Source organism: Pseudomonas sp. Tav-5-1A (genome assembly GCF_055755055.1).
This window is the reverse complement of sequence record NZ_CM146901.1, coordinates 2,552,852-2,576,453: the sequence shown is the minus strand read 5'-3', so window position 1 is coordinate 2,576,453 and position 23,602 is coordinate 2,552,852. Positions and strand designations below refer to the sequence as shown.

At 66.2% G+C, this 23,602-nt stretch carries 26 protein-coding genes; 7 read left to right on the top strand and 19 right to left on the bottom strand.

All coding sequences use genetic code 11. From position 1 onward, the window contains the following. Positions 1-21: 21 nt before the first annotated feature. The 8 genes from AC0J42_RS11820 to AC0J42_RS11785 all read right to left on the bottom strand — a co-directional run bounded on the left by AC0J42_RS11820 (position 22) and on the right by AC0J42_RS11785 (position 7,964). Positions 22-1,257, bottom strand: a complete 1,236-nt coding sequence (locus tag AC0J42_RS11820; protein ID WP_416423731.1) for an MFS transporter — start codon at positions 1,255-1,257, stop codon at positions 22-24. Between the two features lie 123 nt (positions 1,258-1,380). Then, positions 1,381-2,319, bottom strand: coding sequence for an NAD-dependent epimerase/dehydratase family protein (locus tag AC0J42_RS11815; RefSeq protein WP_473006275.1), 939 nt, complete (start codon positions 2,317-2,319; stop codon positions 1,381-1,383). A gap of 2 nt (positions 2,320-2,321) precedes the next feature. After that, positions 2,322-3,305 carry a fumarylacetoacetate hydrolase family protein gene (locus AC0J42_RS11810; RefSeq protein ID WP_473006274.1) on the bottom strand — a complete coding sequence of 328 codons (984 nt, stop codon included), beginning with the start codon at positions 3,303-3,305 and terminating at the stop codon, positions 2,322-2,324. After that, complete coding sequence (locus AC0J42_RS11805) at positions 3,302-3,733, bottom strand: VOC family protein (protein WP_473006273.1); 432 nt, start codon at positions 3,731-3,733, stop codon at positions 3,302-3,304. Before AC0J42_RS11805 ends, AC0J42_RS11810 begins: the two co-directional genes overlap by 4 nt. 11 nt (positions 3,734-3,744) lie before the next feature. Continuing rightward, entirely contained in the window at positions 3,745-4,491 is a 747-nt protein-coding gene (locus AC0J42_RS11800; RefSeq protein ID WP_416423727.1) for an SDR family NAD(P)-dependent oxidoreductase, read from the bottom strand. After that, entirely contained in the window at positions 4,491-5,774 is a 1,284-nt protein-coding gene (gene hisD / locus AC0J42_RS11795) for a histidinol dehydrogenase (RefSeq protein WP_416423726.1), read from the bottom strand. Before hisD ends, AC0J42_RS11800 begins: the two co-directional genes overlap by 1 nt. Positions 5,775-5,802: 28 nt before the next feature. After that, the gene (locus AC0J42_RS11790; protein ID WP_473006272.1) at positions 5,803-6,819 is read right to left on the bottom strand and encodes an SMP-30/gluconolactonase/LRE family protein; all 1,017 of its coding nucleotides are present in this window, start codon (positions 6,817-6,819) and stop codon (positions 5,803-5,805) included. Positions 6,820-6,833: 14 nt separating this feature from the next. Then, entirely contained in the window at positions 6,834-7,964 is a 1,131-nt protein-coding gene (locus AC0J42_RS11785; protein WP_473006271.1) for an FAD-dependent oxidoreductase, read from the bottom strand. A 360-nt stretch (positions 7,965-8,324) separates the two neighbouring features. On the opposite strand from AC0J42_RS11785, the gene AC0J42_RS11780 reads away from it, so the two are divergent. After that, entirely contained in the window at positions 8,325-8,852 is a 528-nt protein-coding gene (locus tag AC0J42_RS11780) for a hypothetical protein (RefSeq protein WP_473006270.1), read from the top strand. Positions 8,853-8,876: 24 nt separating this feature from the next. Here AC0J42_RS11780 and AC0J42_RS11775 read toward each other — a convergent pair whose 3' ends face one another. Next, the gene (locus tag AC0J42_RS11775) at positions 8,877-9,644 is read right to left on the bottom strand and encodes an SDR family NAD(P)-dependent oxidoreductase (protein ID WP_473006269.1); all 768 of its coding nucleotides are present in this window, start codon (positions 9,642-9,644) and stop codon (positions 8,877-8,879) included. Between the two features lie 168 nt (positions 9,645-9,812). On the opposite strand from AC0J42_RS11775, the gene AC0J42_RS11770 reads away from it, so the two are divergent. Both AC0J42_RS11770 and msrA read left to right on the top strand, forming a co-directional pair. Then, positions 9,813-10,718: a LysR family transcriptional regulator gene (locus AC0J42_RS11770; RefSeq protein ID WP_473006268.1), complete on the top strand. Its 906-nt coding sequence runs from the start codon at positions 9,813-9,815 to the stop codon at positions 10,716-10,718. Positions 10,719-10,791: 73 nt separating this feature from the next. Then, on the top strand, positions 10,792-11,298 hold the full coding sequence (gene msrA, locus AC0J42_RS11765) for a peptide-methionine (S)-S-oxide reductase MsrA (protein ID WP_416423721.1): 507 nt from the start codon (positions 10,792-10,794) through the stop codon (positions 11,296-11,298). Between the two features lie 421 nt (positions 11,299-11,719). On the opposite strand, the gene AC0J42_RS11760 is transcribed toward msrA, so the two are convergent. The 4 genes from AC0J42_RS11760 to AC0J42_RS11745 all read right to left on the bottom strand — a co-directional run bounded on the left by AC0J42_RS11760 (position 11,720) and on the right by AC0J42_RS11745 (position 13,765). Continuing rightward, on the bottom strand, positions 11,720-12,007 hold the full coding sequence (locus tag AC0J42_RS11760; RefSeq protein ID WP_473006267.1) for a DUF3077 domain-containing protein: 288 nt from the start codon (positions 12,005-12,007) through the stop codon (positions 11,720-11,722). Between the two features lie 433 nt (positions 12,008-12,440). Further along, the gene (locus tag AC0J42_RS11755) at positions 12,441-12,800 is read right to left on the bottom strand and encodes a DUF427 domain-containing protein (RefSeq protein WP_473006265.1); all 360 of its coding nucleotides are present in this window, start codon (positions 12,798-12,800) and stop codon (positions 12,441-12,443) included. Between the two features lie 67 nt (positions 12,801-12,867). Then, positions 12,868-13,188: a hypothetical protein gene (locus AC0J42_RS11750; RefSeq protein WP_473006264.1), complete on the bottom strand. Its 321-nt coding sequence runs from the start codon at positions 13,186-13,188 to the stop codon at positions 12,868-12,870. A gap of 163 nt (positions 13,189-13,351) precedes the next feature. After that, positions 13,352-13,765, bottom strand: a complete 414-nt coding sequence (locus AC0J42_RS11745) for a winged helix-turn-helix transcriptional regulator (RefSeq protein WP_473006263.1) — start codon at positions 13,763-13,765, stop codon at positions 13,352-13,354. Between the two features lie 154 nt (positions 13,766-13,919). Between AC0J42_RS11745 and AC0J42_RS11740 the strand changes: the two genes are divergently transcribed. Next, complete coding sequence (locus AC0J42_RS11740) at positions 13,920-15,503, top strand: phytoene desaturase family protein (protein ID WP_473006262.1); 1,584 nt, start codon at positions 13,920-13,922, stop codon at positions 15,501-15,503. Positions 15,504-15,505: 2 nt separating this feature from the next. Further along, positions 15,506-15,736: a hypothetical protein gene (locus tag AC0J42_RS11735; RefSeq protein WP_473006261.1), complete on the top strand. Its 231-nt coding sequence runs from the start codon at positions 15,506-15,508 to the stop codon at positions 15,734-15,736. Between the two features lie 82 nt (positions 15,737-15,818). Here the strand turns inward: AC0J42_RS11735 and AC0J42_RS11730 are convergent, their stop codons facing one another. Next, a complete protein-coding gene (locus AC0J42_RS11730; protein WP_473006260.1) occupies positions 15,819-16,796 on the bottom strand; it encodes an aldo/keto reductase in 978 nt (325 codons plus the stop codon). A gap of 100 nt (positions 16,797-16,896) precedes the next feature. Here AC0J42_RS11730 and AC0J42_RS11725 point away from each other — a divergent pair, with 100 nt between their 5' ends. Next, the gene (locus tag AC0J42_RS11725) at positions 16,897-17,793 is read left to right on the top strand and encodes a LysR family transcriptional regulator (RefSeq protein ID WP_473006259.1); all 897 of its coding nucleotides are present in this window, start codon (positions 16,897-16,899) and stop codon (positions 17,791-17,793) included. A 33-nt stretch (positions 17,794-17,826) separates the two neighbouring features. Further along, positions 17,827-18,672 (top strand): NAD-dependent protein deacetylase, encoded by an 846-nt coding sequence (locus AC0J42_RS11720; protein WP_473006258.1) that lies wholly within the window; start codon positions 17,827-17,829, stop codon positions 18,670-18,672. Positions 18,673-18,709: 37 nt separating this feature from the next. Here the strand turns inward: AC0J42_RS11720 and AC0J42_RS11715 are convergent, their stop codons facing one another. From AC0J42_RS11715 to AC0J42_RS11695, 5 genes are all read right to left on the bottom strand, one after another. After that, complete coding sequence (locus tag AC0J42_RS11715) at positions 18,710-19,630, bottom strand: GlxA family transcriptional regulator (RefSeq protein ID WP_416427583.1); 921 nt, start codon at positions 19,628-19,630, stop codon at positions 18,710-18,712. Positions 19,631-19,746: 116 nt separating this feature from the next. Then, complete coding sequence (locus AC0J42_RS11710) at positions 19,747-20,745, bottom strand: 4-hydroxyproline epimerase (protein WP_473006257.1); 999 nt, start codon at positions 20,743-20,745, stop codon at positions 19,747-19,749. A 10-nt stretch (positions 20,746-20,755) separates the two neighbouring features. Further along, complete coding sequence (locus AC0J42_RS11705) at positions 20,756-21,607, bottom strand: ABC transporter permease (protein ID WP_416423712.1); 852 nt, start codon at positions 21,605-21,607, stop codon at positions 20,756-20,758. Further along, a complete protein-coding gene (locus tag AC0J42_RS11700) occupies positions 21,604-22,467 on the bottom strand; it encodes an ABC transporter permease (protein ID WP_473006256.1) in 864 nt (287 codons plus the stop codon). Before AC0J42_RS11700 ends, AC0J42_RS11705 begins: the two co-directional genes overlap by 4 nt. Beyond that, positions 22,464-23,582 carry a quaternary amine ABC transporter ATP-binding protein gene (locus AC0J42_RS11695; RefSeq protein ID WP_416423710.1) on the bottom strand — a complete coding sequence of 373 codons (1,119 nt, stop codon included), beginning with the start codon at positions 23,580-23,582 and terminating at the stop codon, positions 22,464-22,466. Before AC0J42_RS11695 ends, AC0J42_RS11700 begins: the two co-directional genes overlap by 4 nt. Between the last annotated feature and the right edge of the window lie 20 nt (positions 23,583-23,602).

Sequence of the window (23,602 nt, the reverse complement as noted above, 5' to 3'; positions counted from 1 at the left end):
GTGTATCAAGGGTTCAACGGGTCAGGCGTCTTCGAGGTTGACCGCGGCCAGTTGCAGGTCGCGTTGGGCCCGGCGCTTCACCAGGCTGGCGCCCAGCGCCGCCAGCACCACCAGCACGCACAGGCCGCCGGCCCAACTGACGGTGGTGGCCAGGCTGCCGCTGGCCTTGCTGACTGCCACCACCAGCAACGGGCTGAAGAACATGCCCAGGCAGTAGCTGCCGTACCACATGCCGGTGCCCAGGCCGCGGCGCTGCCAGGGCAGTTCGCGCATGTTCCAGATGGCCAGGGTGGGCAGCATCAGGCCGCAGCCCAGGCCGTTGACCAGGGCCACGGCCATGATGCCCTGCCAGGTGTGCATGGCCGGGATGGCGATGAAGCTGGCGGCGATCAGGCCGAACGCCAGCGCCAGGCAGTGCGGGGTGCGCAGCCCCAGCCGGGCGAGCATGTGCACGCTGAGGGTACCGAGCACGATCATCACGCTGCAGGCCGAGGCCACCAGGCCTGCAGTCTGCGGCGAGTGCTCGCCGATGTCGCCCAGCAGGTAGGCCATCTGGATTTGCAGAATCATGAACATCACCGCGCCAATGAAGGTGACCACGCAGATGCCCAGCAGCACCAGCGGCCGGAAGCGCACCAGCGGCCCGCGCTCCTCGGCGTCGGCCATGGCCGCGGCCTTGGGTTCCCACAGCAGCGCCTTGCTCACCAGCGCCAGCAGCAGCGGCACGGCGTACACCACATAGGGCGCGCGCCAGCCGATCTCGCCCAGGGCGCCGCCGACCATGAAGAACAGGATGGCCGAGGACGAGGCGAAAGTGGTCTGCAGCGCCAGGTACTTCTGCCGCTGGGCGCCGCTGTAGTAGTCGCCGATAAGCATGGTGCTGACCGTCACCACCACCGATTCCACGCAGCCCAGGGCCACGCGGCTGACGATGATGGCGTACAGCGAGTCGAGGAACATCGGCAGCAGGCCGAAGATGCCATAGCCGACGATGGACGCCACCAGCAGGCGCTTGCGCCCGTAGCGGTCGGCGAGGATGCCGACCACCGGGCTGAGCAGGGCCACCAGCAGCCCGGGAATGGTCAGCGCCACCGGAATCAGGAATTCGACATTGGGCACCGCGGCGAAGTGGGCCTGCATCTGCGGCAGGCTGGGCGCCACGACGATGGCTGCCATGGGCGACAGGCAGTTGATCAGCAACAGCAGGTACGTGGCGAACGTCGCCTTGGACTGGGTGACACGGCTGGGAGCGTTCATGGCCTCTCCGGATTGTTATTATTTAGAGTAATGGGCACGCGTTGTATCGCTTGATGTGGGAGCTGGCTTGCCAGCGAGCTTTTGGGGGCGCCAACAACTCGCTGGCAAGCCAGCTCCCACGGGTCACGCCAAAGTGTTGTTGATCAATTCCTCCAAAGTGCCGTCATGGCGCAGGCCCAGCGCCTCGGCCGCTTCGGCGTGCAACGGCGGGTAGCGGCCGAAGTTCGCTTCCAGGGCTTCGTTGGGTTCATACCTGACCAACGCCCGGCGGTCCTCGCCAAAGCGCGCGCACAGCCCATCAATCAACTGCAACAGGCTCAAATGCAGCACCGGCAAGGCAAACACCCGCCGCGCCTGCAACGCAGCCGCCGGCACGCGCGCCGCATGCAGCAGGTTGTCGACGCAGCGCGCCGCCGACATCCACCAGGCCTGCGCGCCCGGCGACACCGGGCACACGAACGGCTGGCCAGCCTTGAGCTTCCAGAACACCTCGCTCATGAACGCCGACAGCAGCCCCGAGGGCGCTGGCGGCCGGGCGACGATGCCGGGCAGGCGCAGGCTGATACCGTCGATCCAGCCACGGCGGCTGAAATCGTCGATCAGCAGTTCACCCATCAGTTTTTGCGTGGCATAGCTCAGCTGCGGGCGCAGCGGCGTGTGGTCGTCCACCGTCTCAAGCAACGGCGCCCCGTAGACGGCGATGGTGCTGGCGAACACCACCCGCGCAGGCGTGGCTTGGGCCTTCAAGCCTTCCAGCAAGGCCAGGGTGGCATCCAGGTTCACGCGGCGGCCCAGCGCGTAATCGCGCTCGGCCAGGCCACCGGGCACGCTGGCCAGGTGGAAGGCCACGTCCACAGGGGTTTCCAGGGCGTCGGCCAACAGGCGGCTGTCGTCAATGCTGCCCGCCAGCGAACGCACCCGTGGGTCGTGGATCGGCGTATCGAACGTCAGGTCCAGCAGCGTCAGTTGGCTCCAGCCCGGCAACGCCGCCGGATCGCTGAGCAGCCGTTGCACCAGGGTGGCGCCGACGAAGCCGTTGGCGCCGGTGATGAGTATGTGCATGGTCACACCTGCGCCGGTACGAAGCGGTGGTCGATGGCGCCGAACACGCTGGCGCCGTCCAGGCCGAAGATCTCGAAGCGCAGGCGGTCGCCGAACTTCAGGAACGGCGTCTTCGCCTCGCCCTGCTCGATGGTCTCCACCGCCCGGCGCTCGGCCAGGCACGCAGAGCCGGTGACGTTGTAGTCGCGGTTGGAGAAGGTGCCCGAGCCCAGCACCGTGCCGGCGCCCAGCTTGCGCGTGCGGGCCAGGTGCATCACCAGTTCGGGGAAGCTGAAGTCCATCTCGGTGCCGTTGGGCTCGCCGAAACGCTGGCCGTTGCACTGCACGTGCATGGGCAGCTTCACCCGCCCCTCGTCCCAGGCCGCGCCCAGCTCGTCTGGGGTGACCGCCACCGGCGCAAACACCGTGCTGGGCTTGGCGCGCAGCGGGCCGAAGCCGATGCTCACTTCCTTGAACAGGTGCGCGCGCAGGCTCACGTCGTTGAGCAGCATCAACAGCTTGATATGGCCTGCCGCCTGGGCAGGCTGGATGCCCATGGGCACATCATCGAGTACCACGGCGACCTCCCCTTCGAAATCGATCTGATGCTCTTCACCGGGTACCGGGTAGTCGTCGCAGGCGCCGAGGAAATCATCGCCGGCGCCCTGGTAGATAATAGGCACGCCGGGGTCTTTCTTGATGTCCAGATTGTACGCGCGCTCCATCAGCATGCCGTGGTTGAGGAACGACGAGGCGTCGGCCCATTGGTAAGCCCGTGGCAGCGGCGCCATGGCCTCGCGCGGCTCGAAATCGAACGCCTGGGTGGCACGGCCGCCGTTCAGCGCGGCAGACAGCTGCTGCAACAGCGGCTCGCAGCGCGGCCAGTCTTCGATGGCGGCCTGCAGCGTGGCGGCAATGCCCGACGCCAGCACGGCGCGGCGCAGGTCACGGGATACCACGACCAGGCGGCCGTCGCGGCTGCCGTCCTTGAGGGTGGCCAGTTTCATAGGGGTGCTCCTTGGTCGGCCCACAGGGCCGGGTATTGGATGAGTTCCAGCAGGTTGCCGCTGTTGTCACGCAGGAAGCCCATGGGCGTGCCGTCGATGACGTTCTCGAAGACGATGTCGGCGCCCTTGGCGCGCAGCGCGGCGAAGGCGGCCGGGGCGTCCTGCACGGCGAAGCACAGGTGCTTGTGGCCGTGGGTCTGCAGGTCCAGGTGTGGCTCGCGGCGGTCGGCCGGCAAGGGCTTGGCCTGCGCCAGTTGGAACAGTTCGAGGCGGTAGTCGCCGCTGCGAATGAACGCGATATGCGCCGGAATCTGCTCGATGAAGGCGCGGCTTTCCAGCTCGAAGCCGAGCATGTGCCGGTACCAGTCAATCGACTCGTCCAGGCTGGGCACGCTGATGCCGCCGTGGTGCGGTTTGATCGCGAACATGGGCGCCCTCCTCAGCTCAGCGGCCGGCCGCCATCCACAGGGATGACGGCGCCAGTGGTAAAGGTCAGTTGCGTGGCCAGGGCCAGCACCGCGCGCGCCACTTCGGCCGGCAGCGCCAGGCGCCCCAGGGGCGTGCGCGCGGCCTGCTCGTCGCGCCAGTCCTGGGCCAGGCCCTGGACGAACTCGGTGTCGGCCAGCCCCGGCGCCACCGACACCACCCGCACCTGGGGCGCCAGGGCGCGGGCCAGGGATTGGGTAAGGTTGTCCACCGCCGCCTTCGACGCACAGTAGGCGATGTTGCTGCCCATGGCCGTGCGCGCGGCGATGGAGCTGATGTTCACCACCAGGCCGTCACCGCTGGCCTTGAGCAGCGGCGCCAGGGCGCGTACGCAGGCAATGGGGCCGCGCACGTTGGTGGCCAGGATGCTGTCGATCAGCCCGTCGTCCAGGCCGTCGAGGTCGGCATGGGCAACGAAGCGCGTGGTGCCGGCGCAGTTCACCAGCAGGTCGCAGCGGCCGTAGTGCGCTTGCACCGTGGCTGCCAGGGCGTGTAACGCAGCGCTGTCGGTGACCGGCGCGGCCACCGCCAGGTGGTCGCCGCCGGGCAGCGCGGCGACCAGCGCCTGGGCCGCCTCGGCGCTGCGGTTGTAGCCGGCCACCACCCGCGCGCCGGCCTGGGCCAGGGCGGCGCAGATCGCCCCGCCCAACCCGCCGGTGGCGCCGGTGACCACCGCCACCTTGCCTTCCAGGGCCTGCATCACAGGGCCTGCTTCAGGCGGCGCACACGAATGTCGGCCTGTTCCTTGTGCCCGGAGAAATGCTCCAGGGCGCACAGCCGCGAGCACACCTCGCCGATGGCCACGCTGGCCTCATCGGTGAGCACGCGCTGGTAGGTGTGGGTCTTGATGAACTTGCCCACCCACAGCCCGCCGGTGTAGCGCCCGGCGCCCATGGTGGGCAGGGTGTGGTTGGTGCCGATCACCTTGTCGCCGTAGGACACATTGGTGCGATGGCCCAGGAACAGCCCGCCGTAGTTGGTCATGCGCGCCAGGAACCAGTCCGGGTCGCGGGTCATCACCTGCACGTGCTCGGAGCAGATGCGCTCGGATTCGGCGAGCATTTCCTCGTCGGTGTCACAGAGGATGATCTCGCCATAGTCGCGCCAGGCCACGCTGGCAATTGGCGCGGTGTCGAGGCGCGCCAGCACTTTCTCGATGGCCGCCGGCAGTTCTTCGGCGATGCGCGTGCTGGTGGTGACGCAGAACGCCGGCGAGGTCGGGCCGTGCTCGGCCTGGCCCAGCAGGTCGACGGCCACCAGTTCGGCGTCCACCGTGTCGTCGCAGATCACCATGGTTTCGGTGGGGCCAGCGAACAGGTCGATGCCCACGCGGCCGTACAGCTGGCGCTTGGCTTCGGCCACGTAGGCGTTGCCGGGGCCGACGATCATGTCCACCGGGGCAATGTGTTCAGTGCCCAAGGCCATGGCGGCCACGCCCTGCACCCCGCCCATCACGTAGATCTCATCGGCGCCGGCCAGGGCCATGGCGGCGATGATCTCCGGCGACGGCTTGCCGTCGAACGGCGGCGCGCAGGCAATCACGCGCTTCACCCCGGCCACCTTGGCGGTCAGCACGCTCATGTGCGCCGACGCCAGCAGCGGGTACTTGCCGCCGGGAATGTAGCAACCCACCGAGTTCACCGGGATGTTCTTGTGGCCCAGCACCACGCCAGGCAGGGTCTCCACTTCCACGTCGCGCATCGACAGCAGCTGGATCTGCGCGAAGCGGCGGATCTGTGCCTGGGCGAACTTGATGTCGGCGATGGCCTGGGGCGACAGGCTGTCGATGCAGCCCTGAATTTCCTCGGCGCTCAAACGCAGGCTGGTGGGGTTCCAGCGGTCAAACTTCTCCGAATACTCACGCACCGCCGCTTCGCCGCGCTGTTCGATGGCCTGGATGATCTGCTCCACGGTGTCGCGCACCTGGGCGTTGAGTTCGGCCTTCTGCTGGGCCGGCTTGCCTTGCTTGAGATAACGAATCATGGTCGGTTCCTTGTTGTTCTAATCGAATTCAGCGCCAGTGGATCAACGCCTGGCCGGCCACCGGGGCCTGGAAAAACGGGATGCGCGTGCCCTGCAGGCTGCCCAGGTACACGGTCTTCAGATCCGGCCCGCCGAAGGTCAGGCTGGCCAGCCACGGCGCCAGGGTGCCGTGGGCCGCCTGCATGATCTGCGGGGTCAGGGTCTTGGCGTGGTAGTGGCGGTTGAGCTCGGCGGTGGCGGCCGGGTTGCTGTCGTCCAGCAGGGTCAGCACTTCGCCGTCCGGGGTCAGGGCAATGAGCTTGTCGGTCATCACCAGGGTCACCCACAGGTTGCCGTAGCTGTCGAAGGCAAAGCCGTCAGGGAAGCCTTCCAGTTCGGCCGGGCCAAACACCTCGCGGTCGCCGAGCGAGCCGTCGGCGTTCAGGCGCAGCCGCGAGATGCGGCGCACGTTGCTTTCCACCACGTACAGCCACTCTTCGTTGTCGTCGAAGCGGATCTCGTTGGTGCCGCCAAAACCCTCGGCGACGATGCGCATGCCGTTGTCGTCGATCACGCCGATGTAGCCGTCCAGCACGCCGGAATTGATCGAGTCGGTCCAGGGCTGCATCGTGGTGGTCACGGTGAACCAGATACGGCCCTTGCTATCGCGCAGCGGGAAGTTGGTCTTGCCCAGGGGCTTGCCGTCCAGCTGGTCGAACAGCACCTTGATGTTGCCCTGGCGGTCGAGCTGCTCGATGCGGTCCAGGCCCCAGTTGCAGATGATGAAGTCGCCCTGCGCAGTCAGCGCCAGGCCGTTGGGCAGCGAGGCACCCTGGGACTGCACGTAGCGCGACTCGAACGAGGCCTGCTGCGGCGCGGGCTGCTTGGGCGCCAGCAGGGTCTGCTCGCCGTTGACGGCAATGTGCATCACCCCGCCGCGGGCGTCGGCGGCCCACAGGCTGCCGTCGGGCTGGGCGATGATGCATTCGGGGCGTTGCAGGTCGTGGCCGATGAAGCCGATGGCGTCGCGGTCGACCTGCCAGCCTTTGAGCGGGTTGGGTTTCATGCAGGGCACCTTGGTCAGATAGGTTGGGCAACGACGTTGATCATCTGCGCCATCAGGCCGGTGAAGTCGGCGTCGGCACTGGGCCGTTGTTCCCATTCGCCGATCTGCACCGAGCCTTCGTTGATGAACTTGCAGCGCTCGAAACGCCGCGCCATGAAGCGCTCCAGCACCTCGGTAAGGCTCAGCCGCGGCAGGCCACACAGCTCGCCCAGCACCACCGCGTCTTCCACCGCCTGGGCGGCGCCCTGGCCCATGTGCGGGGTGGTGGCGTGGGCGGCGTCGCCAATCAGCAGCACCCGGCCGCGGTACCAGGGCGCGGGCATCAGCAGCGCCTCCAGCGGGCGGTACACCACCTGGCTGTCGTCGGTGATCTGCTCGCGCAGCTCGGACACCAGGCCGCCGTAGCCTTCCAGGCGCTTGCGGAACTCGGCGGCCAGGGTGTCAGGGGCGAAGAACGGGTTGCCCGGTTCCTCGAACACCGACAGCACGTACAGGCTGTCTTCGGTCAGCGGCGTGTAGCCGGCCTTGCCGCCCGGCTTGCCTTCGAACATGTGCGACCACAGCAGGTCCTTGGGCCGTGGCAGGTTGTAGCGCCACACGCCCTGGCCGGTGAAGCGCGGTTTGTACTGTTCGCCGAACACCGTGGTGCGCACTTTCGAATACACGCCGTCGGCGCCCACCAGCAGGTCGTACTCGCCGCTGCTGCCGTCGGTGAAGCGCACCGAGACCTTGTCCGCGCTTTGTTCGATGTCGCTGAAGGTCAGGCCCAGGCGCAAGGTGGCGCCGCTGGCGGCTACCGCGTCCAGCAGCACCTGGTGCAACGCCGGGCGGGTCAGCCCGAGGTTGGCCGGGTACTGCTTGCCGGCCAATTGCGCGCCGCTGAGCTCGGCTTTCACCTGGCCCTGCTGGTTGCAGATGCGCAGGCCCTTGTAGGGGAAACCGGCGGCCACGGCGGCGTCGGCGATGCCCAACTGGGCCATGGCGCGAATGCAGTTGGCCTGCACCACGATGCCCACGTGATAGACCTTGGCCTGGGGGCTGATCTCGACGATATCGACCTCCACCCCGGCGTTGCGCAGGGCAATGGCGGCGCTCAGCCCACCAATGCCTGCGCCTACGATCAGCACTTTTGCGATGTCGCTCATCAAGCGTTCCTCATGCAACGATTCTTCTGGACGGCCACGCACGGGGAAGCCCGGCGCATGCCTGTGCAAACGGCGAAAGGGGGTCAGGTGTGGGGGGTATTCGGGGGAAGCGACATGGGGGTATCTCCGGTTTGTTCTTATTGTGTGCAGCGTTGGGGTTACCTTAAACAGCGGGCGGGTATGCCGGAAATTGTTTGTTTGGATGCGAGGCATTTGTGGGGTGGATATATCGAAATCGCACAACTCGTATAGTTGAATTCAAGCAACAAACAAAAAAACAAAGATATTCATGCACCCTCTCCGCACTTAACCATTGCCCCAACTACAATTACATCACCCCTCATTCTTGAGCACAAAACCATGTCTAAACTTAACAACTATGAACTCATCGATTTCACCGGCGGAAATCTCAGTGGATGGCGAATTCATGAAGACACACCCAATACATTTCTTGCCACAGAAAACGGAAATGACTTCCTTGTCAGTAAAAATGACTACGCATACAACGGCATGGACTTTGAAAAAAACGTTCCAAACATCGAGGTAGGCGCTTACTACGCATTCAGCATGGACATGCGCACCTATCAATTTACTTCTGAACACTCAGAAATCATGGGCGTCCAGATTATCGTCGGCAACGGCTTTCCTGGCCTTCATGTAGCCATGCATATTGCCGTGCCGACATCGGAAACATTACCCGGCGCATGGAAACATGTGGAAGGCCACCTATTTAAGCGGCGTGAAACCCAGCATGATCTCATGATCATCAACTGCTACTCTTTTTATCAACTCGACGTTGACAATATAAAACTATCCCTTACCCCGTTAAAATCACCTCACCTGCTCACAGCAGCGAAACTCAACGGTGAGCCGTATTTTAAGCGATAGCGTCTCTGCTACATTCATCATCAATTAGCAGGCCGTCGCGCCGGCGTCTATGCGCAGATCTGTTGCCGTCACCCAAGCCGACTCATCGCTGGCCAGATACACCGCCGCCCAACCGATGTCCTCCGGCCGGCCGATACGCTGTGGCAGCAACTGATGGTCCAGCGCCGCCTGGCGAAACCCCGGGTCTGCGGCCAAATGCGCGCGGGTGGCACTGGTCTCGATCAACCCCGGTGAAATGCTGTTGGCGCGAATCCCGTGGGGCCCGCCCTCCATGGCCAGTTGCCGGGTCATGGCCAGCACCCCGCCCTTGCCCGCGCAATGGGCCAGGGCGGGCGAGCCCTTGAGGCTCATCCAGGCGTTGGCCGAGGCGAAGTTGATGATCGAACCGCCGCCGCGGGCCTTCAGCACCGGCCAGGCGGCCTGGCACAGCAGGAACACCAGGTCCAGTTCGCCGGTGAGGGTCTTGCGCCAGTGCTGCTGGTAGTCCATGTCTTCGATCCAGGCGAAGGCGCCGAAGGCTGCAGCGTTCACCACAATGTCGAAGCCTGCGTGCAGGCCGCAGGCGAACTCCACCAGGGCGGCGGCCTGGGCCGGGTCGGTGAGGTCGCAGGGGTCGAGGCTGTCGATGTGCAGCCCCTCGGCTGCGGCCAGGGCTACGGTGTGGCGGGCGGCGGCCGGGTCCAGTTCGGCGCCGACGACGCGCGCGCCCTGGCGGGCGAACATCAGCGCGCAGCACTGGCCGATGCCGCTGCCGATTCCGGTGACAATGGCGGTTTTTCCCAAGAGGCGCATGCGGTTTCCTTATGATTGCCAGTGAGGCCAATCACTATAAGAAGCCCCGCGCGGCTGCGGAAATTCGGCTTGGGCATGCCTGCCATGGGCTCGACGAATAACCCCGGCGCAGGTATAACGGCAACAAATGCCTGTGCCCACAATCATAAGAAAAACGGAGCAACGACCATGCGTTTCCATGGTTTGGACTTGAACCTGCTGGTGGTGCTGGACGTGCTGCTGGCCGAGCAGAACATCACCCGTGCCGGCGAGCGCCTGCACCTCAGCCAGCCTGCCACCAGCGCCGCCCTGGCCCGCCTGCGCAGCTATTTCGACGACGACCTGCTGGTGCAGATAGGCCGCAAGATGGTGCGCACGCCCATGGGCGAAACCCTGGCGCAGCCGGTGCGCGACCTGCTGATACAGATGCGCGCCACCCTGGAAAACCGCAGCCAGTTCCAGCCGCACCTGTCGAGCCGCACGTTCACCCTGATGGCCTCCGACTACGTGGGCATGGTGCTGATGCCCGAGGTCAGCCGGCGCTTGAATGCCATCGCCCCGCAGTGCGCCATCGAGCTGTTCTCGCCCACCGACGATGCGTCGCTTGAGATTGAACGCGGGCACGTGGACTTCCTGCTGCTGCCCGACACCCACATCCTCGAACAACACCCTTCGACGGCGCTGTTCAGCGACGAATTCGTCTGCGTGGTGTGCCGCGACCATGGCCCGCAGGCGCTGACCTTCGACGACTACAAGCACAACGGCCACGTGCTGGTGCGCTTTGGCACCGAACACCGTGCGCCCACGGTGGACGACTGGTTTTTGCGCAGCTTCGGCTTCGAGCGCAAGGTGGAAGTCACCACCCACACCTTCAACAGCGTGCCGCCCTACCTGATCGGCACCCCGCGCATCGCCACCATGCACAAGCGCCTGGCCCAGCGCTGGGCGCAGTACCTGCCGCTGCGCATCCTGCCCACGCCGTGGGCGGCGCCGCAGATGACCATCAGCCTGCAGTGGAACAAGTACCAGCAGCATGACCCAGGGTTGGCGTGGTTGCGCAATCTGGTTATCGAGACGGCGGCGAGCCTGGCCTGATCTGTAGCCTGCGGCAGCGGCTACGATGGCGTATGCTGCCCTTCTGACTCATTCCGAGGGGAAGGACCGCACCATGACCACCCAAACCGAAACCGCGATTCTCGCCGGCGGCTGCTTCTGGGGCATGCAGGACCTGCTGCGCCGCTACCCCGGCGTGCTCGCCACGCGCGTGGGCTACACCGGCGGCGACGTACCCAATGCCACGTACCGCAACCACGGCGACCACGCCGAAGCCATCGAGATCGTCTTCGACCCGGCGCGCATCAGCTACCGGCAGATTCTCGAATTCTTCTTCCAGATCCACGACCCCACCACCCCCAACCGCCAGGGCAATGACCGCGGGCCCAGCTACCGTTCGGCGATCTATTACCTGAACGAGCAGCAGCGTGACATTGCCGAAGACACCGAGGCCGATGTGAACGCTTCAGGGTTGTGGCCGGGGCGCGTGGTGACCGAGATCGAGCCGGCGGGGCCTTTTTGGGAGGCGGAGCCGGAGCATCAGGATTACCTGGAGCGTATTCCGAACGGGTATACCTGCCACTTCATTCGGCCTAGCTGGAAGTTGCCCAAGCGCGGTTAATGGCCAGGGCTCGGCGTCGCCTGTATCGCGGCCAAGGCAGGCTCCTACCCCAACCGTGGTAGGAGCCGGCCTTGGCCGCGATGGGGCCACCTGAACGGCGGTGGCCTTGCGGCGACAACGCTTCAGAAGCTTCCTCGCCGCTGTTCGACAGGCTGATCACGTTCAGCCAGAAAATCATCCGTTGCGCCATTTTCCTCGAACCAGCTGTCCCACGGGTCGCTGGGCGCTGTGTTGGTCAGAGCATCCGCCGCAGCGTTGCTTCGGTCATCTCGCTGATCCACGAATGTGCACTCCAACCTAATTTGTACAGGTTCCATGCGCCTGGCGCGTAGCCGCTGCCGAAGGCTGCGCTGGCCGGTGTGAACCCTGAAGATTTCCAGCGACGCACAGGGCCAGCGCAGCCTGGCGGCAGCGGCTACGGTCAGGTGTGAGCCGTGGGGTGCGGCTGGGCCACCACCGCATCCACCAGCGCCTTGGCGCTTTCCACCAGGTGCAGCACCGACCACAGCAGGCCGGAATGGCCAAGGCCTATGTCGGTGAGTTCGTAGGTGGTTTCGTAGGCGCCCTTGAGCAGCAGCGAGGCGTGGGCCAAGGCGTCTTCGGCCCTGGCGCCTTCGGGGATGCAGAACAGCGGCTGGTCGTCGCTGTCGCGGATGCCGAAGGGGTGGTTGTGGGTGGTGCGTGGGGTATCGGGTGTCAAATTGTCCATCTTTGGCTTCCATGTGGTTGCCCACACCCGCCGCTGCTAAACGGTGGGTGGCGGCTGTACGCGGGTTAGCAGACCGAGGAAACCAACGAACCCGGCGCATCCGAAGATGCCCCGCACACAGCCGCCATAGTGGCGGGCCATCGGACACACAAGATGCGTCAGCTGGCCGTGAACCGGCGCTTGTTCGTTGATTTCCTCCAGGTCTGCTAAAACCCGACCACTGCAATGGCAGCGGCGAACGGAGGGTAATGGCAGCCCTGGAACCGGAACAAGCGCAGAATCCGCGCGGGGTATTATTTCAGAAGCGTCCTACAAAAGCCCACGGCATAGCCGCCAAATCCTGACCATTACCCCCGTAGCAGCGGCCGCAGGCCGCGTCACCGGCGCCCCCTCCTTTCCTGGTACACCGCTGGACGCAGCCTGGCGGCAGCTGCTACGGGGTTGTGGTGAACGTTACGCGGTCGGGGTAGAACGCCACGTAGCCCTCGATACCGGCCACCGCCGGGTAGGGTTTTTCATAGCTCCACGCCGCGTTCTCGCTGACCTGATCGCCCGCCACCAGGCTGAAATAACTGGCCTGGCCCTTGTACGGGCAATAACTGGAATGCGCCGTGCGCTGGAAGTGCCTGGCGACGATATCCGCGCGCGGCAGGTAATACACCGGCGGGTAATGCGCCTCCTTGAGCGTCAGCGCGCGGGAGGTGCGGGCGATGGTGGTGCCGTGGAACTGCACCTCCAGCGTGCCGCCCACGGGGCTGACGGTGATGGGGTGGTCGGCGGATGGCTGTTTCATCAGGTGCCTCGACGCGCAGGGGGCCAGCCCTAAGCGTAGCCGTTGCGGCGCCGGACATTTGTGGGCGCTAGCGCGCCAGCTTCAGGAGCGTCTGGACCGTCCTGAGAAAGACCAGCAAATCCCCTTCGAAATAATCTTCCGGAAAAGCAAGCTCCTGGTCGAACGGGTCGGCGTATCTCAACCCGGAGGGCGTCAGGTTGGCGCGAATGTAGCGGCGAATTTGCCATCGCAACAAGAACACCGCCAAGCGGCCACGGGACCGGGCATAACTGCCTACGATGGCCGGAAGCGGCAACGGGGTGAATTCACGCTGCTCGTCCTCCGGCAGGAATACGCCAACGCCATTACCCACCTCATACATGAAATCAACCAGGACGTTATACGCCACTGTTCTTGCTCCTCATAAGACCGGGAACGCTGTCACGATGACTTGGACATTTCAACAATAGTGTCCGGCGCCTGACGACGAATGCCCCAGCCAACGACTCTCCCCATCGGAACATCGAAGGTATGGGTGTTCCACTTGAGCAGGAACCGGGCCTTCGAGTACATCATTGATCGTACGCCACCCGCGCCGCCTCGATCGTCGGCGCCTGCTGCTCCAGCCACCCCACCAGCCCTTCCAACCGCGCCACCAGTTCCATTCCCAGCGGCGTCAGGCGGTATTCCACCTGCGGCGGAATGGTCGGGATCACGGTGCGCTGCAGCATGCCGTCGCGCTCCAGCGCGCGCAGTTTCAGGGTGAGGATGCGCTGGGACAGCTCGCTGTCGGCCATGGCGTTGACCTCGCGCTGCAGTTCGGTGAAGCGCAGCATGCCGTGGCGCAGTATCAGCAACAGCAGCGGGCTCCAGCGGTCGCCCAGGCGCGCCAGGGTTTCGCGGATGGGGCCCTGGGGGTCGTTGCCGTTGTGCTGCACGCGGGCGCGCAGTTGGTCCAGGGCCTGGCGTTGGGCGTCGTCGTTCACGGGGTATTCCTTGTTATTGGCCGGGGGGGTACGCACATTCAGGTAACCCACCCACATAAAAGTGCGATCTTCCGCGCGCTGCACGCCTGCCCCATCATCGCCCACACAGCCCATGAGCTGACTGACAAGAACAACAATGACGCGGAAGGTCCACATGAATCACTACGATGTCGTCGCCATCGGCGGCGGGCACAACGGGCTGGTGGCCGCGGCCTACCTGGCCAAGGCCGGCAAGAAGGTCCTGGTGCTGGAGCGCAAGGACTACGTGGGCGGTGGCGTGTCGACGCGCCAGCTTAACACGCCCGGTTTCTGGCATGACGAGCACTCAAGCGTGCACATCATGATCCAGGGCAACCCCATGATCACCCAGGACGAACTGGGCCTGTTCAAGCACTTCGGGCTGAAATACAACTACTCCGACATTCCCCACGCCACGGTCTTTGAAGACGGCAGCGCGCTGATCACCTACCGCGACCTGGACAAGGCCTGCGAGTCGATCGCCAGCGTGTCGCCGCGCGATGCCGAGACCTACCGGCGCCTGGCGCTGAAAGCCATGGGCCTGCTGCCCATGTTCCTCTCCGGCTTCTACTCGCCGCCGCTGCCCATGGGCGCCATGGTGGCCATGCTCGACCAGAGCCTGGAAGGCCGCGAGCTGTTCGACGCCATGCAGCGCAGCACCCTGGACATCATCGACCACCTGTTCGAGCACGATAAGGTCAAGATCCACCTGCTGCGGGTGATCGCCGAGAACCTGCAGATGCCCGACGAGCTGGGCACCGGCATGGGCGTGTACGCCTTCGTCGGCATCATGCACAGCCACGGCGTGTCGCAGCCGGTGGGCGGCAGCGGCAAGCTGTCGGAGGCGCTGGCGCGCTGCATCGAACACTACGGCGGCGAGATCCGGGTCAACAGCGAGGTGCGCAAGGTGATCGTCAGCGACGGCCGCGCCGCCGGCGTGGAACTGAGCGATGGCGAACGCATACTGGCCCGCGACGCGGTGATCGGCGCCCTGCACCCCCACGTCATCAGCCGCTTCGTCGAAGGCCTGGACGCCGGCGTGGTGCAACGCGCCGAACGCGCCAGCCTGGCGCCGTTCAGCCTGTTTGTCAGCCACTACGACCTGCACAACAAAGCCGAATTCCACGCCGGCCCCGACGTCGGCCGGGCGACCATGCTGACCATGATGAGCAGCGACCGCCTGAGCGACATGCTCGACGACTTCGACGAGCTGCGCCGCGGCCGCGTGTCCAAACGCAGGCTGGTGGCCGGCGGCGACGAGAGCATCAACGACCCTACCCGCGTGCCCGCCGGCAAGGGCATGTTCCATGGCATGACCTTCGCACCGTACAACCTGGCCGATGGCGGCGCGGCGCGCTGGGACGAGTACAAGGAAGAGTTCGGCGACCTGAGTTTGCAGGCGTACCGCAAGTTCGTGAAGAACCTGACGCCCGACAACATCATTGCCCGCACCGTGTGCTCGCCGCTGGACCTTGAGCGCAGCTCGCCCAATTCCATGGTCAAGGGCGACGTGCACGGCGTGGCGCCCTATTTCTACCAGAACTTCGCCCACCGCCCCACGCCCGACCTGGGCCGCCTGAGCGTGCCGGGCCTGGACAACCTGTACCTGGTGGGGCCGTTCATGCACCCCGGCGGCGGTGTGTTCGGCGCAGGGCGTGGCACGGCCATCAAGATGTTCGATGACCTGGGCATGGATTTCGAGCGAGTGACGAGGAACTGACCATGAAGATTTTTGGCAGCGATAACAGTGAGCTGATGGCCGTAAGCACCATCGAACGCAGCGGCAACGAACTGGTGCTCAAGGGCAAGATTTTCGGCGCCATGCCGATGATCGCCAAGGTGCGGCCCGAGGAAGCGCGGGCGGCGTTGAAGTTGCTGGACTTCAGGACAGTGATGTTTTTGTTGAGCCTGTTGTTCCGGCCGACGGTGAAAGTGAAGAAGCCGCACCGCTGATTGTCTTGTGGGAGCTGGCTTGCCAGCGAGTTTCTAGGGCCTCAACAACTCGCTGGCAAGCCAGCTCCCACAGGGGTATACGTTACACCAAGCGCTGGCCCTGCACGGATGCCGCCAGCGCATCCAGGCTGGCCAGCGCATGGGTGTCCAGGCGCAGGGTCAGCGCCGCCAGGTTTTCCTGCAACCGCACCCGGCGGCGGGTGCCTGGAATGGGCACCACGGTCAGCCCATGCACCTGCGCCCGCTGGTGCACCCAGGCCAGCGCCACCTGCGCCGCCGTCACCCCCAACTGCCCGGCCAAGGCCGTGACCTGCGCCGCCAACTGGCGGTTGTGATCACCGGCCGCGCCGCCGAACTGCGGCAGCAAACCGCGGATATCACCCTCGGCGCCCGTCAGCCCAGCGCCGGTCAACATGCCCCGGCCCAACGGCGCGTACGGCACGAAGGCGATGCCCAGTTCCGCCGCCATGGGCACCACGTCGGCCTCCACGTCGCGGGCAAACAGCGACCATTCGCTTTGCACCGCGGTGATGGGGTGAATGCTGTGGGCCTCCTGCAACTCTTCAGCCGTCACCTCGCTCAGGCCCAGGTAACGCACCTTGCCGGCAGTGACGAGGTCGGCCATGGCGCCCACCGATTCCGCCAGCGGCACGTCCTTGACCCGGCGGTGCATGTAGTACAGGTCCAGGGTCTCGATGTTCAGCCGGCGCAAGGTTTCATCGATGGCGCGGCGGATGTACTCGGGGCGGTTGTCGAGGCTGAAATTCAGGCCCTCGCCGGGTGTGCGCACGAAGCCGAACTTGCTGGCGATCAGCACGTCGGCGCGGCGCGCACGGATGACCGGGCCAATGAAGCGTTCGTTGTCGCCGCTGCCGTACATGTCGGCGGTGTCGATCAGGCTGACGCCACGGTCCAGCGCCAGCTCCAGGGTGGCCCGGGATTCGTCGCGGTCGCTGACCCCGTAGAACTCGCTCATGCCCATGCAGCCCAGGCCTTGCACGCCCACCAGCGGGCCGTGGGCGCCCAGGCGGGTGGTGGCGATCGGGTCGTGTCCGTTCATTGCGTGGTGTCCTTTCAGTCAGTGAGCCGCCATGGTAAAAGTGCGAGGACAATGCGACTAGACAGCACAATCGGCATGGCCTTGTGAGCAGGATGCAGCAATGAAACGTGATGAACTGAACGATTTGGCGGCCTTCGTCGCGGTGGCTGACGAGCAAAGTTTCACCCGCGCCGCCGCGCGCCTGGGCATGTCACCCTCGGCCCTGAGCCACGCCATTCGTGGCCTGGAAAGCCGCCTGGGGCTGCGCCTGCTGACCCGCACCACGCGCAGCGTGGCGCCCACCGCGGCCGGCGAGCGGCTGCTGAAAACCCTACGCCCGTCGTTCGCCGCCATCGCCACCGAACTGGGCGCGCTGGGCGAGCTGCGCGCCACCCCGGCCGGCAGTGTGCGCATCACCACCGTGCACCAGGCGGCCGTGTCGATCCTTAGCCCCGCCCTGCCCGCCTTCCTGGCCCAGTACCCGGACATCCGCGTGGAAATCAACGTGGATGAGCGTTTCACCGACATCGTCGAGCAGCGCTTCGACGCCGGCATCCGCTTTGGCGAGTCGGTGGAGAAAGACATGGTGGCGGTGCGCATCGGCCCCGACCTGCGCGGCGCGGTGGTGGCGGCCCCCGCCTACCTGGCGGCCCATGGCACGCCGAAGACGCCCCAGGCGCTGACGACCCACCGCTGCATCAACTACCGCCTGGCCAGCAGCCAGGCCCTCTACCAGTGGGAATTCGCGCACAAGGGCCGGCCGCTGCGGGTCAAGGTGGATGGCCCGCTGGTGTTCAACGACAACGGCCTGGTGGTGCAGGCTGCGGTGGATGGCCTGGGCATCGCCTGCGCCCTGGAAGAGCAGGTGGAGCAGCACCTGGCCAGCGGCAGGCTGGTGCGCCTGTTGCAAGCCTGGTGCCCGCTGTTCCCAGGCTTCTACCTGTACTACCCCGGCCACCGCCAGACGCCGCCGGCGCTGGCGGCGCTGGTGGAGGCCTTGCGTTACCGCCCCGCGTAGGGGCTATGCTGATTGCTTTTGCGGAGCCTGCCCATGAGTGACTTCGACACCCTGTGCACGCTGATGGCCGCCCAGCCCTTCGTGGTGCTGACCGGTGCAGGCATCAGCACGCCCTCGGGCATCCCCGACTACCGCGACCGCGAGGGCGTGCGCCGCGGCCGCGCGCCGATGATGTTCCAGGAATTCCTCAGCGGCGCAGCCCTGCGCCAGCGCTATTGGGCGCGGGCCATGCTCGGCTGGCCGAAGGTGCGCCAGGCGCGCGCCAACGTCGCCCACCAGGCGCTGGCGGCGTTGCAGGCGCGCGGGTTGATCAGCGGCCTGATCACCCAGAACGTCGACGGCCTGCACGACCAGGCCGGCAGCACCGAGGTGGTGGAGCTGCACGGTAATTTGCACCGGGTGCTGTGCCTGGACTGCGGCCAGCGCCAGCGGCGCGATGACGTGCAGGTGGTGATGGAGGCCGAGAACCCCTACCTGGCCGGCGTCGATGCCACCCAGGCGCCGGACGGCGACACCCTGCTGGACCCGCGCTTCGAGGCGCGCTTCAAGGTGCCGGTGTGCCCCCATTGCCATGGCCAGCGGCTCAAGCCCGACGTGGTGTTTTTTGGCGAAAACGTGGCGGCGCCTACCGCCGAACGGGCCATGGCCCTGGCCAGCGCGGCGCCGGGGCTGTTGGTGGTGGGCTCGTCGCTGATGGCGTATTCGGCGTTCCGCCTGTGCCGCGCGGTGGCCGAACGCGGGCGGCCGGTGGTGGCGATCAATCTGGGCAGGACCCGTGCCGATGATTTGTTGGCGATGAAGTTGGAAGTGCCGTGCGATGAGTGTTTGCCGCGGTTGGCGGCGGGCCTTGTGGGAGCTGGCTTGCCAGCGAGCCGTTGAGGCCCGAAAAGCTCGCTGGCAAGCCAGCTCCCACAGATCATTTGACGAACCGGGTCTCCTTGGACGGCCGGTAGCCGAAGTAGCCGCTGTAGCAGCGGCTGAAATGGCTGGGCGAGACGAAGCCGCAGGCCACCAGCACTTCCACCATCGACAGCTCGGTGTGCTGCAGCAGGCGCCGCGCCTCGATGATGCGCACTTCCAGGTAATAACGCTGGGCCGTGGTGCCCAGCTGCTCCTTGAACAACCGCTCGATGTGCCGCCGCGAACGCCCGGCATACGCGGCCAGCTGGGCGAATTCCAGCGGTTCCTCAAGGTTGGCGTTCATCAGGTCGATGACCTGGCGCAACGCCGGGCTCACCGAGACGTTCTTCGACGGGTTGAGGCGCCGGTAGCGGGATTCGCCAAACGCCAGAATATCCTCGATGCCTTCGATCAGGGCCTTGTCGTGCAGGCCCTTGATCCACTCCAGGGTCATCTGGAACGCCCCCGCCGGGCTTGAGGCGGTGAGGCGGTCGCGGTCCAGCACATAGGCTTCGCTGGTCACGTGGGACACCTTGGCGATTTCCGCCAGGGCCGGCCGGTGCTCGGGGTGGACCACGCAGCGGTAGCCGTTCAGCACCCCGGCGCGGCCCAGGAACCAGGCGCCGTTCCACAGCCCGGCCAGGGTCACCTCGCGGCTGGCGGCCGCGGTGATGAACGCGCTCAGGGCCGGGTCGGCCTTGAGCTCGGTGCGGTGGCCGCCGCACACCACCAGCAGGTCGAAATCCGCCGGTGTCACGGCGCCCAGCAAGGCATCGGGGCGAATCACCAGGCCCAGGTCGCTGGTCACCTCCTCGCCCGCCAGGCCCAGGGTGGTGCTGGCGAACAGCCCGGGGCGCAGCAGGTTGGCGGTGACCAGGGTGTCCAGGGCCTGGGTGAAGGCCGGCAGCGAGAAGTGCTCCAGCAGCACAAAGCCCACGCGGGTCTGCCGCGCGCCCGCCGCCGGGGCTGCGGGGCTGGCGCCTGCCTGGCGGGTGGCGGCAACGGGGGAAGTACGGTGTGAAATCACGTTGTTCTCTTATTCGTGGCTGGCGCCTACAGCAATAGAAAGCCGTGGACCAGGGGGTCGCGGTCATCGACGAAAATTGTATTGTGCCCGGTGATCCTTGCCCAGCCTCCAATGCTGGGGGCGATGCCATCGTAGGTTCCCACCTTGAGCAGCGCCTCCACCCTTCCTTCGAACAGCGTGCCAATCAGGCTCTCGTGCCAGTAGGTGTCACCGGCCTTGAGCCGGCCCTTGCCCACCAGCTGCGCCATGCGCGCCGAGGTGCCGGTGCCGCCGGGCGAGCGGTCGATGGCCTTGTCGCCGTAGAACACCGCGCAGCGGCCGTCGGCCTTGGGGCTGCGCGGGGCGTCGCACCAGATGGCGTGGTGCACACCGTGGATGTGGCTATGCAGCGGGTGCACCGGCTGGCACACCTGGGCCAGGGCCGTGCGCAGGCGCCGGCTGAGGCTGACGATGTCGCCGCTGCCCATGCCCTCCAGCCCCGGCCAGTTGGCTTGCGGCTCTACCACCGCATAGAAATTGCCGCCGTAGGCAATGTCCACCACCAGACGCCCTGCCCCCGGCACGTCCACCTCGACGTTGGCGGCGTGCAGGTAGCTGGGCACATTGCGCAGGCGGATCGAATCGACCCCGCCGGGGCCCATCTGGTACTCGGCGTCCACCCGCCCGGCCGGGGTCTCGATGGCCAGCCGGCCCGGCTCGCGCGGGGTGACCAGGCCTTCTTCGATGGCCACCGTGGCCAGGCCAATGGTGCCGGCGCCGCACATGGGTAGGCAGCCGCTGACCTCGATGAACAGCGCGGCGAAGTCGCAGTCCTCACGCACACTGGGGTAAAGGATGGCGCCCGACATGACGTCATGGCCGCGCGGCTCGAACATCAGTGCGGTGCGCACCCAGTCGTGGTCACGCACGAAAAGGTCGCGGCGTTCGGCCATGGGCAGCAGCGGCAGCAGCGGCCCGCCGCCGGCCACCACGCGCACGGGGTTGCCGCAGGTGTGGGCGTCGATGCAGAAAAAGCTGTGGCGCATGGTCGACTCCTCAGGCCAGCTGGCGTGGTGAATGGCGCTGCAGGGCGCCACGGGACAGGCGGTCAAGCAACAGCGCCACGGCGACAATGGCCAGGCCGGCGCGCAGGCCCAGGCCCATCTCCATGCGCGTCAGGCCGCGCGTGACCTCGGCGCCCAGGCCGCCGGCGCCCACCAGCCCGGCCAGCACCACCATGGCCAGCGACAGCAGGATGCACTGGTTAAGCCCCACCAGCAGGGTAGGCGCGGCGGTGGGCAGTTCGATCTTCAACAGAATGTCGCGCGGCGAGGCGCCCGAGGCCTGGCCCAGCTCCAGCAGGTCCTTGGGCAGCTGCTTGAACGCCAGGGTGGTGAGCCGCAGCATTGGCGGAATGCCGTAGACAATGGTGGCGATGATCGCCGGCACGCGGCCCAGGCTGAACAGCATCACCGCCGGAATCAGGTACACCCATGGCGGCACGGTCTGCATGATGTTCAGCACTGGGGTGATCAGCGTGTCCACGCGCTTGACCCGCGCCGCCAGCACGCCCAGCGGGAAGGCCACGGCCACCGAGATCAGCACCGCCACCGAGACCAGGGCGATGGTCTGCAGGGACGCCAGCCACAGGCCGCTGAACAGGCAGAACAGCAGCATCAGCCCGGCGAACAGCGCCACGCGGCGGTTGGCGAAATACAGCGCCAGGGCCACGACGATGGCCACCAGCAGCAACGGCGGCGGCGCCAGCAATACGCCTTGCACCGCGCCCAAGGTGGCCTCGATGATTTCGCTGATGACCACGAACAGCGGGTGCAGGTGGCTGTTGAGCCAGTCCACCACGGGCGCCAGGTACTCGCCGGGGGAGAAACGCAGATCGGCAATGCTCATTGGCCACCTCCGGCCTTGCTGTGGGCGAAACTCTGCGCCAGGCGGTCGAGAATCAGGGTAAGGATAACGATGGCGATGGCGGCATTGATCGACTTGGCGATGTCCAGGGTGCGTATCGCGCCGTAGATGGACTCGCCCAGGCCGCCGGAGCCGACGATGCCAGCGATCACCACCATACCGAAGGCCATCATCAGGCTCTGGTTGATGCCGGCCATGATGCTGGGCAGGGCGAACGGCAGGCGGATCTTGAAGAACATCTGCGTGGCGGTGACGCCGCTGGCGTCGCCCAGTTCGATGAACTCGCGCGGCGTCATGCGGATGCCCAGGGCGGTCAGGCGCAGCACCGGCGGCACGGCGACGATGAAGGTGGCCAGCAGCGCCGTGGCCGGGCCGTAGCCCAGCAGGGCGATGGCCGGCAGCAGGTAGATGTACGGCGGCAGGGTTTGCACCAGGTCCAGGCACGGGTCCACCAGCCGGTCCAGGCGCGGCGCCAGGCCGGCAGCCACGCCCAGGGGAATGCCCACCACCAGCGCCAGCACCGTGGCGGTCAGCACCAGGGCCAGGGTGCTGGTGGTTTCCGGCCACAGGCCGATCAGGTTGCAGCCCAGCAGCGCGACGAACGCCAGCAGCGCAAAGCGCCGGCCGACCAAACGCCAGCCCAGCAGCGCGATCAACAGGGCAATCACGTAGCACGGCGGCCAGGCCACCAGCCACAGCACGGCCTGGAACAGGCTCTTGAGCCCGGCGTTGGCCAGGTCGAACCAGTCGGCGCCGTGGTCCGACAGCCATTGCAGGCCGGCGTCGACGCGGTCGTCGAAGGGTTGGGCGAAATCGGGCAAGGCAACGCTGGCCAGGCTCATTGGGCACGCTCCACCGCAGCCTCAGGCACATCCTGGGTGAAGTCGTTGGGCAAGCCCTGCACGCCGCGCAACAGGTCGCGCGGGGTGATGATGCCGACGATGGCGCCCTTGTCGGTGACGGCCAGGGCGTCGCGGTCCGAGGTCATGATCAGGCCGATCAGCTCGTCGATGTCGGCCTCGACCGTGGTTTTGCTCAGGCGCGACAGGTCGCTGCCCGGATGCGCGGCGCTGTAGGCGGCCACCGGGGTCATCACCGAGTGCGCCTTTACCAGGTGCAAGCGCGAGATGCCGGCGACGAACTCGGCGACGTAGTCATCGGCAGGGTTGAGGACAATGTCCTCGGCGGTGCCCACCTGGATGATCACACCGTCTTTCATGATGGCGATGCGGTCGCCGATGCGGATGGCCTCGTCGAGGTCGTGGGTGATGAACACCGCCGACTTGCCCAAGTCCTTGGTCAGCTGGCGGAACTCGTCCTGCAGCTGGCGGCGGATCAGCGGGTCAAGGGCGCTGAAGGGCTCGTCCATGAGGATGATTTCCGGGTCGGCGGTGATCGCCCGGGCCAGGCCCACGCGCTGCTGCATGCCGCCGGACAGTTCATTGGGGTAGCGCTGGGCCCAGTCGGTGAGGCCGACCTTGGCCAGCGCGCGCTCGGCCACCTGGTAGCGCTCGGCCTTGCCCACGCCCTGCACTTCCAGGCCGAAGGCGGTGTTTTCCAGCACCGTGCGGTTGGGCAGCAGCGCCACGCTCTGGAACACCATGCCGATGTGGCGGGCGCGCACCTGGCGCAGCTGGGTGGGGTTGAGGGTGGACAGGTCCTGGCCCTTCACCACCACCTTGCCGGCGCTGGGGGTAATCAGTTTGTTCAACAAGCGGATCAGCGTGGATTTGCCACTGCCGGACAGGCCCATGATGCAGAAGATCTCGCCCCGGCGCACCTGCAGGCTAACGTCGGAGACCCCGACCACACAGCTGAACTGTTGCAGCACCTGAGTCTTGCTCAGGCCTTTGTCCACCACCGCCTTCATGGCGGCAGGGGCGTTCTGGCCAAAGATTTTCCACAGGGACTGGCAATCGATCAGCACTTCATTGGCGTTTGCGTTGGACATTGTCATTTCGGAACCCGTCGAACCAG

Excerpts from the sequence above, each read along its gene's own strand:
- msrA (WP_416423721.1), top strand. The coding sequence starts at position 10,792 with ATGACCACCCAAACCGAAACCGCGATTCTCGCCGGCGGCTGCTTCTGG.
- AC0J42_RS11775 (WP_473006269.1), bottom strand. The coding sequence starts at position 9,644 with ATGCGCCTCTTGGGAAAAACCGCCATTGTCACCGGAATCGGCAGCGGC.
- AC0J42_RS11770 (WP_473006268.1), top strand. The coding sequence starts at position 9,813 with ATGCGTTTCCATGGTTTGGACTTGAACCTGCTGGTGGTGCTGGACGTG.
- AC0J42_RS11800 (WP_416423727.1), bottom strand. The coding sequence starts at position 4,491 with ATGCAGGCCCTGGAAGGCAAGGTGGCGGTGGTCACCGGCGCCACCGGC.
- AC0J42_RS11810 (WP_473006274.1), bottom strand. The coding sequence starts at position 3,305 with ATGAAACTGGCCACCCTCAAGGACGGCAGCCGCGACGGCCGCCTGGTC.
- AC0J42_RS11790 (WP_473006272.1), bottom strand. The coding sequence starts at position 6,819 with ATGAAACCCAACCCGCTCAAAGGCTGGCAGGTCGACCGCGACGCCATC.
- AC0J42_RS11725 (WP_473006259.1), top strand. The coding sequence starts at position 16,897 with ATGAAACGTGATGAACTGAACGATTTGGCGGCCTTCGTCGCGGTGGCT.
- AC0J42_RS11820 (WP_416423731.1), bottom strand. The coding sequence starts at position 1,257 with ATGAACGCTCCCAGCCGTGTCACCCAGTCCAAGGCGACGTTCGCCACG.
- AC0J42_RS11805 (WP_473006273.1), bottom strand. The coding sequence starts at position 3,733 with ATGTTCGCGATCAAACCGCACCACGGCGGCATCAGCGTGCCCAGCCTG.
- AC0J42_RS11710 (WP_473006257.1), bottom strand. The coding sequence starts at position 20,745 with ATGCGCCACAGCTTTTTCTGCATCGACGCCCACACCTGCGGCAACCCC.
- AC0J42_RS11735 (WP_473006261.1), top strand. The coding sequence starts at position 15,506 with ATGAAGATTTTTGGCAGCGATAACAGTGAGCTGATGGCCGTAAGCACC.
- AC0J42_RS11705 (WP_416423712.1), bottom strand. The coding sequence starts at position 21,607 with ATGAGCATTGCCGATCTGCGTTTCTCCCCCGGCGAGTACCTGGCGCCC.
- AC0J42_RS11815 (WP_473006275.1), bottom strand. The coding sequence starts at position 2,319 with ATGCACATACTCATCACCGGCGCCAACGGCTTCGTCGGCGCCACCCTG.
- AC0J42_RS11755 (WP_473006265.1), bottom strand. The coding sequence starts at position 12,800 with ATGAAACAGCCATCCGCCGACCACCCCATCACCGTCAGCCCCGTGGGC.
- AC0J42_RS11780 (WP_473006270.1), top strand. The coding sequence starts at position 8,325 with ATGTCTAAACTTAACAACTATGAACTCATCGATTTCACCGGCGGAAAT.
- hisD (WP_416423726.1), bottom strand. The coding sequence starts at position 5,774 with ATGATTCGTTATCTCAAGCAAGGCAAGCCGGCCCAGCAGAAGGCCGAA.
- AC0J42_RS11730 (WP_473006260.1), bottom strand. The coding sequence starts at position 16,796 with ATGAACGGACACGACCCGATCGCCACCACCCGCCTGGGCGCCCACGGC.
- AC0J42_RS11695 (WP_416423710.1), bottom strand. The coding sequence starts at position 23,582 with ATGACAATGTCCAACGCAAACGCCAATGAAGTGCTGATCGATTGCCAG.
- AC0J42_RS11700 (WP_473006256.1), bottom strand. The coding sequence starts at position 22,467 with ATGAGCCTGGCCAGCGTTGCCTTGCCCGATTTCGCCCAACCCTTCGAC.
- AC0J42_RS11720 (WP_473006258.1), top strand. The coding sequence starts at position 17,827 with ATGAGTGACTTCGACACCCTGTGCACGCTGATGGCCGCCCAGCCCTTC.
- AC0J42_RS11740 (WP_473006262.1), top strand. The coding sequence starts at position 13,920 with ATGAATCACTACGATGTCGTCGCCATCGGCGGCGGGCACAACGGGCTG.
- AC0J42_RS11785 (WP_473006271.1), bottom strand. The coding sequence starts at position 7,964 with ATGAGCGACATCGCAAAAGTGCTGATCGTAGGCGCAGGCATTGGTGGG.
- AC0J42_RS11760 (WP_473006267.1), bottom strand. The coding sequence starts at position 12,007 with ATGGACAATTTGACACCCGATACCCCACGCACCACCCACAACCACCCC.